Here is a 15,536-nt window from a genome sequence, read left to right as displayed (position 1 = left end):
ATTACCCCCTCCAAACAGGTCATTTAAGTCAGTTTTGTTTAAACCAAAAATAAACAAACCATGAAAGAGATGATAATTCATTGATCTGCCAAATGATCTTGCTTGTTGACCAGTTGCTCTAATAATATAGCATATATGACCAATAAGCACCTGATCTCCATTTTATTTTAAACAATCACAATAAACAAAAACACCCAAATCAAAATGAATCAAAATGGATAAAATTTACTTATGCAGTTATTTAAAAGTATGTATCGTAAAGGGCTTTAAACATGCCCTGGGCGTATTGGCGATACTGTTCTTTCTTATTCCTAATGCGTACTCCCAGTCGAGAAAAATATCCGGTACCGTAAAAGATGCTAAAGGTCTCAGTTTACCAGGTGTAAGCGTTAAGGTAAAAGGAACAGCTACAGGTGCAATTACCGATAGTAAGGGAACTTATAGTTTAAATGCACCTAACAGCAATGCCGTATTGGTGTTTTCCTACATCGGCTTTGTAACGCAGGAGCAAACTGCCGGCGATGCTTCGGTAGTTGACGTTGTTTTAGCCGAGCAAAGCACCAGTTTAAACGATGTGGTGGTTGTAGGTTACGGAACACAGAAAAAAGTTAATGTTGTTGGTTCCGTAGCTACAATTAGTGCAAAGGACCTGGAAAATCGTCCGGTAACCAACGTTTCATCGGCATTAACCGGGTTAAGCTCAGGCGTATCGGTAATGCAAAGCTCAGGAAAGCCAGGTGCCGATGGTGCAACTATCCGTATCAGGGGCCTGGGTACACTGAATAATAACAACGCACTGGTGGTAATTGATGGTATCCAGGGTACTTTGGATGCCGTTAACCCGGATGATATTGAAAGTATCTCGATACTGAAAGACGCGGCGGCTGCTTCTATATATGGGTCGTTAGCAGCAAACGGCGTTATTTTGGTTACCACAAAAAAAGGAAGCAAAAACAAAACTACCATTACTTACAGTGGTATCGCATCTAAAACTAACCCAACCGCTATGCCTTCGTTTGTTACGGACTATGTAAGGCATATGCAATTGGTAAATGAAGGTTATAGAAACCTTGGCCAAACGCCGGTTTATACCGATGCCACCATCGCCCAATGGCAAAAAGCCAATGCCGATCCTAATGGGTTAAATAGTATTGGTGTGCCTAATTACATCGCATATCCTAATACAGATTGGGCAAAAACAATTTTTCAAAACAATGTGCTGCAGGATCACAACATTGCTTTAAATGGCGGTAACGAAACCACGCAGTACCTGTTATCGGCAGGGTATAACGGAAACCCCGGTACAATGCAAAATACCGGATCAAACAAATACCAGTTCAGGGTGAACCTGCAAACCAAGGCTACCAAGTTTTTAACTGTCGGTACGCAAACATTTGCATCGTTACAAAGCTATGGACTGGCCAGTACAAGCAATGCCTTTAATTATTTAAGGCAAACCACACCGGGCGTATATCCATATTATAATGGTAAATATGGCTTCCCTTCTGCACCTGAAGAATCATCGACAGCCAATAACATCCTTACCTATTTAAACAGCACCGGTGGCAGGGATCAGGAATCGCGGTTTAACAGTACCATTTTTGCAAACGTTAATTTGTATAAAGGGTTAGTGCTCGAAACCAAGTTTAACTATCAAACCCGTTTCGAAGAGAATAATTCATACACCATTCCTCTGGAGCGCTGGGATTTTTCAACCAACACTTTAAAATCGGCAGCAACGGCTCCGGCGCAGCTAAGCACTTACTATGATTTTAACAAAAACTACCTGCTTACCTGGGATGCTGTTTTAAGATACAATACCACTATCGCCAAAGATCATAACATTGGCATATTGGGCGGTTTTGACCAGTACTATTATAACTACTATTATTTCGATGCCACCAAGTTAGGTCTTATTGACCCTACAATAACTACCTTGAGCTCGGCTACAACACCAACGGCTGCCACGGGTGATGCCTATGATTATTCCCTAAGGTCATTTTTTGGCAGGCTGAACTATGATTATAAGCAGCGTTATTTATTAGAAGCTGTATTCAGGTATGATGGTTCATCAAAATTTGCACCTGCAAATCGCTGGGGCTTTTTCCCTGCCTTTGCTGCGGGATGGAGGATCTCTGAAGAGCCTTTCATGCAGAACATTAACAATTATGTAAGCAATTTGAAATTGAGGGCTTCATGGGGACAGACCGGTAATAACGTGCTCAACTCTTCGGCTTCCTTAGGCAATTATGATTACATGGCTACCTATGGCACTACAGCCTATTCATTTAACGGGGCGGCCGTAACCGGTTTGATCCAATCAAAAACAGCTAACCAAAACTTGAAGTGGGAAACTACAACCACTACCAATATCGGTTTAGACGGATCATTGTTTAAAGGCAAAATGAATTTTGAGATTGATGCCTATCGCAAGTATACCAGTGGTATCTTGTTTACCCCGACAGTACCATTAACAGTAGGTACAGCAACAGCGGCAACGCAAAACATAGCTGCCATATCAAACAAGGGTATCGAAGTAACTTTAGGCTACCATGGCAAAGCCGGTGATTTAAGCTTCAACGTGTCGGGTAATTTTGCCTATAACTTTAACCGGGTTGAAAAATATAAAGGCACTTTACAGGAAGGATACGCTACTGATGCTACCGGCGCCTCTGTGTATTCATCAAATATCGGCCAGGTATCAAGCGGCGGTACTACAAGAGTAATACAAGGCCACCTGATCAACGAGTACTATCTATACCCTGTGTATAAGGGTAACGGCAGCTACTTTAATGCCGATGGAACCGTAAATAAGAATGGCGGCCCTAAAGATGGTATGATCAGGACTCCCCAGGATATGGCATGGCTGCAAAGCATGATGGATGCCGGTTACAAATTTCAGCCGGGCAACGGCATCGGCAAAACCAAGATTTATTATGGCGATTTAATTTATGGAGATACCAATAACGATGGTATTTATGGCAATAGCTACGATGCGCAATTGACTAAAAAATCGTCGGTTCCTAAATACAATGCGGGTTTGCAGTTTAATGTTGCTTACAAAGGCTTTGATTGCTCTATGATATGGGCGGGCAGTTTTGGTATGTATTATTACTGGAATGATACCGGTTACAACAACTCTATTGTGTCATTGGGCAATGCAGTTAGCACTTTGGTAGCCGACAACCACTACTATTACAATGATGCCAATCCTTCTGATCCTGCAAATAACACTGGCGCACATTATCCAAGGTTAAAAAACACATCTGATGTGCAGAACGCCGCAGTAGCCAGCGATTTTTACTTGTATAACGCATCATATGTAAAGCTTAAAAATGTGCAGTTAGGCTATACCATTCCTAAACGGATTTCGGAAAAATGGGCCTTAACTAAAATAAGGATCTATGTAGCTGCCGAAAATTTGCTGACGATTACCAAGTACCCTGGCCTCGACCCGGAAATAGGGGCAAGCGTGGGTTACCCAACCATGCGTCAATACTCAGTTGGTTTAAACGCTACTTTTTAAGGAGAAAAAATGATGAAAAAGATATTTATAGCTTTATTTACCGTAATTATTGTAACAGGTTGCAAAAAGAACCTGCTTGATACAGCACCATATTCGTCTGTAGCCTCGTCAACTATGTGGACGACTGATAACTTCACCGATTTGGGGGTTACCGGTGTTTACCAGGCCTTGAGGCTTGGCGAAAACACAGGTGGCGACAGCGAACTGGAATTGTATATGTTTGACAGATTTGCATATACCGGCCAATACAGAAGCCAGGAATCCATGCTTTCGGGAACCATCACTACCGGTAACTCGCTTTTTAGCAGCACATGGCAAAACCTTTATGAAGGTGTGCAACGTGCAAATGATGCCATCAAAAATATACCATTGAAATCACCGTCGGATGCTGCCAAAAAAAGCAGGTACGTTGCCGAATGTAAGTTTTTAAGGGCCTATTTTTACCTGAGGTTAAACCAGCTATGGAAAGGTGTACCGATATACCTTGAACCGTTTACTGCAGACGAAGCAACAAAATCACGCTCAACTGAAACAGAAGTATGGAACCAGGTTGTTGCTGATTTAACTGCCGCCATTAACGAGCCGGCACTACCGCAGATCTATGCAGCAGGAGCAGCCAACTACGGGCACGGTACCAAGGGAGCGGCATACGCCTTACGCGGCAAAGCTTATATGTATTTAAAAAAATGGGATTTGGCTGCAGCTGATTTTAATATGGTAAAATCGGCCGGATATGCGCTTTATTCAAATTATGTAACCCTGTTTAAGGCAGCTAATGAGCAATGTAGTGAAATGATATTTTCTATCCAGAACGTTGCTGTTGCGGGTGGTGGAACAACAGGTTATGGTTCAACTACGCAATGGTTTTGCGGCACCCGCTCATCTTTTGGCTCATGCTGGAACCAATACCTTGTATCGCCAAATTTGGTTGATCTTTATCAAAATCTTGATGGCTCAACTTTTAATTGGGATACTGTGCTACCTGGCTATTCGAGCCTTACGCCTGCGCAAAGGGAGGTTTTCTTTTTGAGGAATAACCTTACTGCAGCCGAAATCACAGCCGCCACAACAAGGGGTGCTGCGATGGACTTATACCTGCCAACCGGTAACGAAGAAAGGATCCTTAAAGCTTATGCTAATCGTGATCCGCGCCTGGCGGCCAATGTAATTACACCATATTCTACCTATAATGGCGCTTATAACTCGTTAAATGCTACCGTTACTTCGCGCTGGCCTTATCGTGCAGAAGCCGCCATTGGTGGCGATCTGCGTACAGATACACAAAGCTATTTTTATTACCTGTACAGGAAATTTGTTTATGAAGGGATTTCAGAAACCATTAATCGCTCTTATGGGCCAACAGATTTTCCGATCATCAGGTATGCTGATGTATTGTTAATGTGGGCCGAAGCGCTTAATGAGCAGGGTTTAATTTCAGATGCCGTTGCCAAAGTAAACGAAGTAAGGGCGAGGGCTGGCGTTGGCTTATTGAATTCAAGTGCAGCTACCGCGGTAGCAGGACAGGACGACCTGCGTGAGCGGATCAGGAACGAGCGTAGGGTGGAGTTTCCGAACGAAGGCATCAATTACTTTGATGAATTACGCTGGAAATCATGGAAAGACAAAGTATTTTACGCAGGTAACGGTGTAAAGCAAGTTTGGGGGGCCAACGTATACACCTATTCATTCCAGGGCGATTATATTTACAACTGGCCCATTCCATTGGTTGAAACGCAAAGAAATCCCAACCTGAAACAAAATGATGGATGGATTAATTAAATAAATTAGGGTTATTACCGTGTGCTTTACAAAAGGCACACGGTAAAACTTTAAAGTAATTTGATCACATATTATATGTCGTTTTTAAACAAACTGATTTTCCCTTTACTGCTGTTGGCTGGTTCTGCACAGGCGCAAAATAACAGTTTTACAAGTATTTCGCCGGGCGATACGGAGCAGGACATTATTTACAAAGCTGCTCATGTAACGCCATCCCCAAGGCAATTGAGGTGGCAGCAATTGGAGCTTACTGCGTTTTTCCATTTCGGGATCAACACGTTTACCAATAAGGAATGGGGCGATGGAAAGGAAGATATCTCTCAATTTAACCCTACTGAGCTTAATGCCGGACAATGGGTTAAAACTGTTAAAGATGCTGGGATCAAACAGGTGATCATTACTGCCAAGCACCATGATGGCTTTTGCCTGTGGCCAAGCCGGTTCACCGAACACAGTATTAAAAATACACCGTACAAAAATGGCAAAGGCGATATTGTTAAAGAGGTAGCCAATGCCTGTAAAAAGTATGACGTAGGCTTCGGGATCTATCTATCACCATGGGACAGGAACTCCGCATATTATGGCGATTCGGTTAAGTACAATACTTACTTTGAAAACCAGCTAACAGAGTTACTAAGCAATTACGGTAAAGTTGACGAAGTATGGTTTGATGGTGCAAACGGCGAAGGCCCTAACGGCAAGAAACAGGTTTATGACTTTAACAGTTGGTATAAGCTCATCCGCAAATTGCAACCGCAGGCAGTAATTGCCATACAAGGGCCTGATGTACGCTGGGTTGGTACAGAAACAGGCAAAGGCAGGTTAACCGAATGGAGCGTATTGCCTGTTGATGAACAGCAAGAAAAGAAAATAGCCGATGCATCTCAAAAAGATGTGATGGTGAAACCTGTGGTTTACAAAGCGGGGGAAGACCTCGGCAGCCGCGACAGGCTGAAAGGAGCAAAAGGCTTAGTTTGGTACCCAGCAGAAACTGATGTGTCTATCAGGCCGGGATGGTTTTATCATCCGGCAGGAGATGCTAAGGTTAAAAGCGGACAGGAGCTCCTGAATATTTACTTCACCTCGGTTGGACGCAATAGTTTACTGTTGCTAAATATCCCTCCGGATACGCGGGGCCTCATCAGCGATAGCGACGTGAAAGCCCTTAAAGATTGGGCGCAATTACGTGAATCACTTTTTAAAAATAACCTGCTGAAAGAATTTACGGTAAAATGCACAAACGGTATCAATAACCGGATGCTTGTGAGTGATCAGCGGTCCTTTTGGACAACTAAAGGCAAGGATTCTACCGCTGTAATTGAATTTGAATCGCCTGCTCCGGTATCTTTTAATGTGTTGCAATTGCAGGAGGATATTACAAAAGGCCAGCGGATAGAGAAATTTTTGCTGCAATATTTCCACGATGGTAAATGGGTGGAGATCACCTCAGGTACCACAGTAGGTTATAAGCGCCTGTTAAGCTTTAAGCCGGTTACCTCCGGTAAAATACGGTTGGTAATTGAGTCATCGCGCTTTAATCCAACGCTTACCAATGTGGGCTTATTTAAAAGTGATATTACGCCCTGATAGCAGGGTTAAAATAACAATAAATGAAAAAAATATTTCTATTGATCGCCCTCGTTTTATGTGGGGCCGCCACATACGCCCAGCAAAAAAGGAAACTGGTTTGGTCGGACGAGTTTAACTATAAGGGTCAGCCAGATCCTCGGAAATGGGATTATGAGGATGGATTTGTACGCAACAATGAGCCTCAGTATTATACCACTAAACGCCTCGAAAATTGCCGTGTTGAAAACGGAACATTGGTTATTGAAGCCAGGAAAGAAGAATTTCCAAATACCCGCTACAAGTCCGGCTCGACTAATTGGGCCGAAAAGGAACAATTTGCGCATTATACTTCAGCCAGTCTGATCACTAAAGGAAAGGCCGACTGGAAATACGGGCGCATAGAAGTACGCGCCAAAGTGGCTACCGGAGCAGGGGCGTGGCCGGCTATCTGGATGCTGGGAACAAATCGTGGCGCAGTAAAATGGCCGGATTGCGGCGAAATAGACATTATGGAATACCTGGGTCGTGATCCTTCAAAAGTATACGGCACCGTACATTATGCTGATTCGTTAGGGAAATACCAGCATCAGGGTGAAAGCCCTATAGTAGGTGCACCTGCCGATGGTTTTCATATTTATGCCCTGGAGTGGTACCCGGACAGGTTTGAATTTTATTATGATAACCTGAAATACTTTGTGTTTGATATCAGCAAGGCGCAGCAAAAAGAGGGTAATATTTTTCAGAAGAATTTTTACCTGTTGCTAAACCTGGCATTGGGCCATGAGGGGTCATGGGCGGGGCCGTTTAATGACAATCTTTTACCATTAAAATACTACGTTGATTACGTGCGTGTATACCAGTAAATCAATAATCAGTTAACCATTATCGTAACTAAAACCGCAACATTAACTGGTCCCTGCTGATCGGTTTAGTTCCCTGTGCTTTATGAATAAACCACTATCAAAATATTTATACTTTTTTTTACTGTTACTGATCAATGCAAATTATTCATTTGCTCAGGTCGGTGCCAATGATAGCCGTAAGGTTGTCAATTTCAATAGCGACTGGAAATTTCATTTTGCTTATGATATCAGGAAACAACCTGAAAAGATCAATGTAATGCTGCCCCACACCTGGAATACTCAGGATGTGCTGAACGGCAAGGCCAATTATACCCGGGAAGCGGGCATTTACGAAAAAAGCTTTTTTGTAAATGAAAGCTGGAAAAACAAAAGACTGTTCCTGTATTTTGAAGGGGCTAATAGTGTGGCTTCTGTTTTGATAAACGGACATTTTATTACTGAGCATAAGGGAGGGTATACTGCTTTTTGTATCGAGATCACTGATCGCGTTAAGCTGGGTGAGTCAAATAATATCGAGGTACAGGTAAGCAATGCTTCCAGAACAGATGTTTTGCCACTTTGTGGTGATTTTAATGTATATGGTGGTATCCACCGGCCGGTTTCCTTGCTGGTTACATCAAAAGATTGTATTTCGCCTTTGGATTACGCATCGCCAGGGGTATATCTAACGCCAAAGGTTTTATCTGATCAAGCTGCCACGGTGGGTATTATTACCAAATTATCCGTAAAAAACATAACAGGTTTAAAAGTTAAGGCCGATATTTTGGATGCCGGTAAAACTATAGTGTCATCCGTAACAAACAACGTCGCCAATAACAAACAATGCGAACAAACCATAAATTTAAAGCAACCTCATTTATGGAATGGCAAGGCCAACCCTTATCTATATACTGTTAACATCAGCCTGATCAGGAACGGGCAGGTGATTGACCAGGTTACGCAGCCTTTAGGGTTCAGGACTTATCACATTGATGCAAACAAAGGGTTTATATTAAACGATAAATATCTCGACCTGCATGGCGTTGGTTTTCACGAAGATGTGGAAGGTAAGGCATCGGCAGTTGACAGCACCGATCTGAATAAAGATATGAAGTTGATTAAAGAGATAGGGGCTACGGCTGTTCGATTAACCCACTATCCGCACGGTAAATATTTTTATGATCTCTGCGATAGGAATGGTTTGGTTGTTTGGTCGGAGATCCCATTTGTTGGTCCGGGGGGGTATACCGGAGCAGGTTACTTGAAAAGCCCGGCGCTGGAAAACCAGGTGAGGCAGGTGCTTACAGAGATGATCCGTCAAAATTATAATCATCCTGCCATTTGTTTCTGGGGTTTATTTAACGAGCTAAAGCTTGATCATGATGATCCGGTTCCGTTTTTAAAACAATTGAATGAGCTGGCCAAAAAAGAAGATCCAAACAGGTTAACCACTGCGGCTACTTTTTTAGATGGCAGTCAGTTTAACGAGGTATCCGATGTTATTGCCTGGAATAAATATTACGGATGGTACGATGGCGAGTTTAAACAAATTGGTTCATGGGCCGATAAAACCCATCATGATTATCCGCAGAAGCCATTTGCAGTAAGCGAATACGGGGCCGGCGGCAGTCCGTTTAAGCATGCTGAAAATGATGACAAACCTGATGCTGATGGAAAGTTCCATCCTGAAGAGTGGCAAACGCGCTACCATGAGGTTAACTGGCAGGAGCTTAGCAGACGGCCTTTTATTTGGGGTAAATTTGTTTGGGCGCTGGCCGATTTTGGCTCGTCTATCCGTACCGAAGGCGATGCTGACGGGATCAACGATAAAGGCCTGGTGACCTATAACAGGGCGGTTAAAAAAGATGCTTTCTATTTTTACAAAGCCAACTGGAATAAGGAGCCCATGTTATATATTACCGACCGGAGAAATACGGTGCGGCATCAGCAGACAACTGCTGTGAAGGTGTACAGTACCGCTTCAAATGTAAAATTGATGGTGAATGGTGTAGTGGTAAATGGAGCTAAGGCCGATGATTTTCACACCACAATATGGGATAAGGTTACCCTGCAAAAGGGGAAAAATAAAATCGAAGTAAGCAGTGATGTCAACGGCAAGCTATTGCAAGATTCCTGCGAGTGGACACTGGAGAATTAAACTATTGCATTAAATTAATAGGATGAAAAAATTGCTAACGCTGCTTTTATGTTGCTGCACTGCATTAAATGTTTTAGGCAGTACTTATTATATCGACGATAAAAAAGGCGATGATACATTTGATGGGCATAGCCCCGCTAAGGCCTGGCGCTCATTAAGCCGGGTCAATAAACAGGTTTTTGAAGCCGGCGACAGTATCCTGTTCCAAAGAGGAGGAGTGTGGGATGGTCAATTAGTGCCGATGGGATCGGGTACTGTAAAGGCGCCTATTGTTTTCGGTGCTTTCGGATCAGGTGCTTTGCCCGAAATTAAAGCCAATGGGCATTTTAAAGACGCCGTTTTGTTAAAGAACCTGCAGAACATTGTGGTGCAGTACCTCTCATTATCAAATTTTGACAGCACAGTGCCTTTTCAAAAAACAGGGCCAACAGGGTTAAGAATATTGGCCGAAGATATAGGCACATTGCACAACATCAGGCTGGCCAATTTGTATGTCCATGATATTAACGGCGATAATAAAAAAGGATCGGCCGAAGGCTACGGCATCTTTTGGGATTGCCAGGGGCCAAAGCCAAGTAATATCGAACATCTGGTGATCGAAAACTGTAAAGTGGAGCGGGTTGACCGTAACGGGATTCGCGGTAATGGTACGTTTTCTTTCAGGACTAAATGGTTTCCCAATAAGTACTTAGTGATCCGTAATTGCCTGCTTGATGATATCGGCGGCGATGGTATTGTGGTAAAAGCTTTTGATACCGCTATGGTCGAGCATAACAAGCTATTCCATATCCGTACAAGGGCAAAAGATAATGCAGTTGCCATTTGGCCACACAGCAGCGATAACACGGTTATCCAATACAACGAAGTGGCATACACCCAAAATGATAACTGGGCCAACGACGGGCAATCTTTTGATATCGATGGCAACAGCAGGAATACCATTATCCAGTACAATTATAGCCATGATAACGAGGGTGGCTTTATGCTGGTGATATCTGATCTGATCAACAAGGATAATGTAATGACCACTGGTAATATCGTCCGTTATAATTTAAGTGTAAATGACGGCCTGAACCGAAAACGCTTGTTCAATTTTGCCGGCGTAACGGATAGCACCATAGTAAAAGGGAACATTTTTTATAATGACGGTTCAAAATCATACACCACCGAGGTGGCGGATATTGAAAACGGCATCCCTGATCATGTAAGTTTTGATGATAACTATTTTTTATTTGCCGGCAAAAATGCTGCTGTTTTTTCAAAATCGCCCAAACAGTACAGCAAGGTTATTTTCAATAATAATGTATTTAAGGGCAATATCATCGGCATGGATAACTTGGTTAACGTAAAAGGCATATCCAAGAAATCCAATCGCCCCAAAGTATTGCCTAAGAGCAAATTCTTTCCGTGGATGTACTTGCCTGCAAACGTGAGAGCGCTTGTTCCTGATTTTCCTGAAAGTTTATACCAGTCATATATTTCAAATGGATTGCGATGATAAATGCATAGGTGTTGGATAAGTAAAATAAATTTAATTAGTTTTATTTTCCGGGCGGCGAGATGAAACTAATTATAACCACATTCCTGTTTTGCATATTTATTTCGTTATCCGGTTATGGCCAGCGGATAGCATTTGAAAACCTCACGGTGGATAATGGCCTGTCTCAAAATTCTGTATTGGCAATTGTTCAGGATAGCCGCGGTTTTATGTGGTATGGTACCCAGCATGGGCTTAATAAATACAATACCCGCAGTTTTAAGATCTATAAAAACAATCCGGCAGATCAGTCGAGCATTTCATCTGATTATATTACTTCACTCGTAGTTGATTCGCATAAAGTGCTTTGGGTGGGCACACGTAACGGACTGAATAAATATAATCCCGAAACTGATAGTTTTGAACGGGTTAAACTAAGTCTGCATATTACAGGTGCCGAAATCATAAGCGCAGTTTACGAGGATAAACGCAGAAACATGTGGGTTTGGTCGTCGGATGGGCTTTACCGCTTTTCAAACGCAACCGGCAGTTTTAACTCTATTGCTGTTCCTGACTCTGTTGCCGGTTTATATGGCACCAATGTACATACCTTGTACCAGGATCGCGGCGGTAATTATTGGATTGGCTCATCAGCAGGATTAAGCAAAATGCAGGAGACAAACGGCAGGTATACTTATCAAATGTATAAGCACGATGATAAAGTAACCAATAGCCTGAGTGATAATTATGTAACTACTATTGCAGAAGATGCGGCTAATAATTTGTGGATTGGAACGCTGCACGGTGGCGTGAACTTTTTTAATAAAAGTTCCGGAAATTTCACCCGATTTTTGGCCAATAACGGTGCTAATGGGCCTGCCAACAATAATATCAGGGTCCTGCAGCCCGAAAAGTCGGGGAAAATCTGGATAGGTACACAAAGCGGCCTGAATATTTTAAATCTCGTTACAAAACAATTTGTAACCTACAGGCACGATCCAGAGGATAAGAACAGTTTAAGCCAAAATTCTATTTACAGTGTTTTTATTGATAATTCAAACACCGTTTGGGTTGGTACTTACTGGGGCGGTATCAACATGGTATCCAATCCCAATACAACATTTTTAACTTATCAAACGGCTCGCTATCACTCGGCTATTAATAATAATGTAGTAAGCGCCGTTGCCGAGGATGAAAAGCATAATCTGTGGATCGGTACTGAAGGCGGCGGCCTCAACTATTTCGACCGCAAAGCGGATGTCGTTACTACCTATCAAAATAAAATAAATGACCCTGCATCGCTCGGTTCTGACCTGGTTAAGGTGATTTATATTGATAAAGACCGAAGTATATGGATAGGTACCCACGGCGGCGGTTTAAATCTGTTTAACCCGGCAAGCCATAGCTTTAAACGTTTCCTGTACAAGGAAAACGACCCGGTAACCTTAGGCTCGGAAGTGCTGAGCATCCTGCACGATTCGGAAGGCAATCTTTGGGTAGGTACACAAAGCGGGTTGCTCATTTTTCGCAAAAAAGACTCTTTATTGGAGCACGTAGATCAGCCTGTTACCGGCAAAATCGGCAAAAAATCTGTCATGGCTTTGATGGAAGATAGCGGGAAGAATATCTGGATAGCTACTGCCAACGGTTTATATAAAACAAATCGCAACCATACCCATATCAAGGTTTACAAAACTGAGGATGGCCTTAAGTCAAATGATATTAATTGTATTTACCAGGATACAAAGAAGTGGATTTGGGCTGGCTCGTATTATGGCGGGCTTGCAAAATATGACGAGGTGCGTGAAAAATTTATAACTTATACCGAAAAGGAAGGCTTAACCAATAATAATGTACTCAGTATTTTAGAAGATGAAAAAAATAACCTGTGGATGGGAACAGGCAACGGTTTATCCCGGTTTTCCATCGCTACACAAACCTTTAAAAACTACAGTAAAAACGATGGCTTAGGAGGTAATACGTTTAACATCAATTCCTGCTACAAAACAAGTGACGGCGAAATGCTGTTTGGCGGGCTTAACGGCTTGAGTAGTTTCTTCCCCTCAAAAATTGAGGATAACGCGATACCTCCACCGGTGATCATTACAGCATTGAAGCTTTTTAACCAGGCTGTAGGGATTAGCCAGCCGGATAATCTGCTCTCAAAGGATATCAGCCTTACGCAAAATGTGGTTTTTTCGCATGCTCAAAATGTATTCACCATTGATTTTGCAGCGCTTAATTATATCAAATCTGATAAAAACAAGTACGCGTATAAACTGGAACCCTTTGATAAAGATTGGGTACATACCGATATCCCATCCGCACCGTACACCAACCTGTCGCCGGGGAATTACACATTTTTCGCGAAAGGCTCAAACAATGATGGAGTTTGGGGAAAGGCAGTTACCCTGCATATTAAAGTGCTGCCCCCTTTTTGGGAAACCACCTGGGCTTATTGTTTGTACGTGCTCTTTATCGGAAGCATAGTATTCCTGCTGGCACGCTTTTTTATTTTGAGGTCTTTGCTGCGGCGGGATAAAGAGCTCACGCATTTAAAACTCAACTTTTTTACTAATATCTCGCACGAGATCCGCACCCATCTTTCCCTGATATTTGGCCCGGTAGAGAAATTGATCCTCGAAGAAAAGGACGGCACGCAAACCCGGCAATTGCAGGTCATTAAAAAAAACTCCGATAGCCTGCTGCAACTGGTAAATGAACTAATGGATTTCAGAAAGGCCGAAACCGGCAACCTGAAACTGCATATTGCGGAGCATAACGTGGTAACTACCATCTCCGAAATTTACAATTCGTTCTATGATCATGCGGTATCCGCTAATATTACTATTGACCTGGTTACCTCTGCGGATTATATCCCGCTATATTTTGATAAAATACAATTGGAAAAAGTATTTTTTAATTTGTTGCACAACGCATTTAAGTTTACCAATAGCGGCGGTTATATCAATGTTCTGGTTGTGGAGGGAAAAGATCACGTAACCATTACCGTGGCAGATAACGGTAAAGGCATTGCCCCCGAAAATCTGAAGAATTTGTTTGAAAATTATTTCCAGGAAAATGATCTTGGTAAACAAAATACAGGCTATGGTATAGGGCTTGCCTTATCAAAAAGTATTATTGAGCTGCACAAAGGTTCTATCGCGGTAGATAGTAAAATAGCCCATTCTGGCAACAAGACGTCCTTTGTTGTAAAGCTGCGAAAAGGTACGGCTCACTTTAAAAATACTGATCTGGTACAAAGCCCGGTAAATGATTTTCTGAATGTACAAAGGCCGGTATTGATTGATAACTTAATTATGCCCGCCATTGAATCAGCTGGTTCATCAGAACTCCTGTCAAAGGAGAAAAAGCATACTGTTTTACTTGTGGAGGATAACCCGGAAGTTCGTTCATTCATTGCCGACTTTTTGCAAAACCGTTATGAAGTTGTTGCCTGCGAAAATGGTGTAAAAGGATTAGAAGCCGCGAAAGAACGTATCCCGGATGTTATTATAAGCGACGTAATGATGCCCGAAATGGATGGCTTTACATTATGCAACAACGTGAAGGCAGACGAGCGGACTAACCACATTCCTGTTATTCTTTTAACAGCCAGGGCATCCGGTGCAAGCCACATAGAAGGCCTTAAAATGGGTGCCGACGTTTATCTAACCAAACCTTTCAGCATCGAGGTATTGCTGCTTCAGATTACTAATCTGTTAAACGCAAGCGAAAGGATCAGGAAGCTATTTAAAGAACAAATTACGGCTACTGATAACCATGTTTTAAATGCCGGTTCAGAAAAGAACGATCAGGCCACCCAAGAACTGGTTAGCATAATTGATAATGAATTTATTAATAAACTGGTAAGGATCATTGAAAAGGATATCGATAATTTAGAATTCGGAGTTCCTGAACTGGCCCGCGAAATTGGAATGAGCCAGCCTGTGTTGTATAAAAAGTTAGATGCTGTCACCGGAATGTCTGTGAATGATTTTATCAAGTCTATAAAAATGAACAACGCCGGGATACTGCTCAAAACTAAACGGTATACCATTAACGAGGTGGCTTATATGGTTGGTTTTAGCGACAGAAAATATTTCAGCAAGGAGTTCAAAAAAAGGTACGGGAAAACGCCGACCGAATTTATGGAATGAGATGGCTGTGTGACGGAGAGACTGC

General features: G+C 42.4%; 7 protein-coding genes. All 7 read left to right on the top strand.

The annotated features are described in order from the left end of the window. Positions 1-214 precede the first annotated feature (214 nt). The 7 genes from BMX50_RS32600 (at position 215) to BMX50_RS32570 (ending at position 15,511) form a co-directional block, all read left to right on the top strand. Positions 215-3,526, top strand: a complete 3,312-nt coding sequence (locus BMX50_RS32600) for a SusC/RagA family TonB-linked outer membrane protein (protein WP_091221696.1) — start codon at positions 215-217, stop codon at positions 3,524-3,526. A gap of 9 nt (positions 3,527-3,535) precedes the next feature. Beyond that, positions 3,536-5,305 carry a RagB/SusD family nutrient uptake outer membrane protein gene (locus BMX50_RS32595; RefSeq protein ID WP_244281160.1) on the top strand — a complete coding sequence of 590 codons (1,770 nt, stop codon included), beginning with the start codon at positions 3,536-3,538 and terminating at the stop codon, positions 5,303-5,305. A gap of 75 nt (positions 5,306-5,380) precedes the next feature. Then, entirely contained in the window at positions 5,381-6,892 is a 1,512-nt protein-coding gene (locus tag BMX50_RS32590) for an alpha-L-fucosidase (protein WP_091221686.1), read from the top strand. A gap of 23 nt (positions 6,893-6,915) precedes the next feature. After that, positions 6,916-7,737: a glycoside hydrolase family 16 protein gene (locus BMX50_RS32585; RefSeq protein ID WP_091221682.1), complete on the top strand. Its 822-nt coding sequence runs from the start codon at positions 6,916-6,918 to the stop codon at positions 7,735-7,737. An 82-nt stretch (positions 7,738-7,819) separates the two neighbouring features. Beyond that, positions 7,820-9,874, top strand: a complete 2,055-nt coding sequence (locus BMX50_RS32580) for a glycoside hydrolase family 2 protein (protein ID WP_091221678.1) — start codon at positions 7,820-7,822, stop codon at positions 9,872-9,874. Between the two features lie 22 nt (positions 9,875-9,896). Then, positions 9,897-11,372 (top strand): hypothetical protein, encoded by a 1,476-nt coding sequence (locus BMX50_RS32575; protein WP_091221672.1) that lies wholly within the window; start codon positions 9,897-9,899, stop codon positions 11,370-11,372. A gap of 62 nt (positions 11,373-11,434) precedes the next feature. Continuing rightward, complete coding sequence (locus tag BMX50_RS32570; protein WP_091221661.1) at positions 11,435-15,511, top strand: hybrid sensor histidine kinase/response regulator transcription factor; 4,077 nt, start codon at positions 11,435-11,437, stop codon at positions 15,509-15,511. Positions 15,512-15,536 lie beyond the last annotated feature (25 nt).

It is taken from the genome of Mucilaginibacter gossypiicola, assembly GCF_900110105.1.
In the GTDB taxonomy this organism is placed as follows: Bacteria; Bacteroidota; Bacteroidia; order Sphingobacteriales; family Sphingobacteriaceae; genus Mucilaginibacter; species Mucilaginibacter gossypiicola.
This window is presented reverse-complemented; position numbering and strand designations above follow the sequence as displayed.

Excerpts from the sequence above, each read along its gene's own strand:
- BMX50_RS32600 (WP_091221696.1), top strand. The coding sequence starts at position 215 with ATGGATAAAATTTACTTATGCAGTTATTTAAAAGTATGTATCGTAAAG.
- BMX50_RS32595 (WP_244281160.1), top strand. The coding sequence starts at position 3,536 with ATGATGAAAAAGATATTTATAGCTTTATTTACCGTAATTATTGTAACA.
- BMX50_RS32590 (WP_091221686.1), top strand. The coding sequence starts at position 5,381 with ATGTCGTTTTTAAACAAACTGATTTTCCCTTTACTGCTGTTGGCTGGT.
- BMX50_RS32585 (WP_091221682.1), top strand. The coding sequence starts at position 6,916 with ATGAAAAAAATATTTCTATTGATCGCCCTCGTTTTATGTGGGGCCGCC.
- BMX50_RS32580 (WP_091221678.1), top strand. The coding sequence starts at position 7,820 with ATGAATAAACCACTATCAAAATATTTATACTTTTTTTTACTGTTACTG.
- BMX50_RS32575 (WP_091221672.1), top strand. The coding sequence starts at position 9,897 with ATGAAAAAATTGCTAACGCTGCTTTTATGTTGCTGCACTGCATTAAAT.
- BMX50_RS32570 (WP_091221661.1), top strand. The coding sequence starts at position 11,435 with ATGAAACTAATTATAACCACATTCCTGTTTTGCATATTTATTTCGTTA.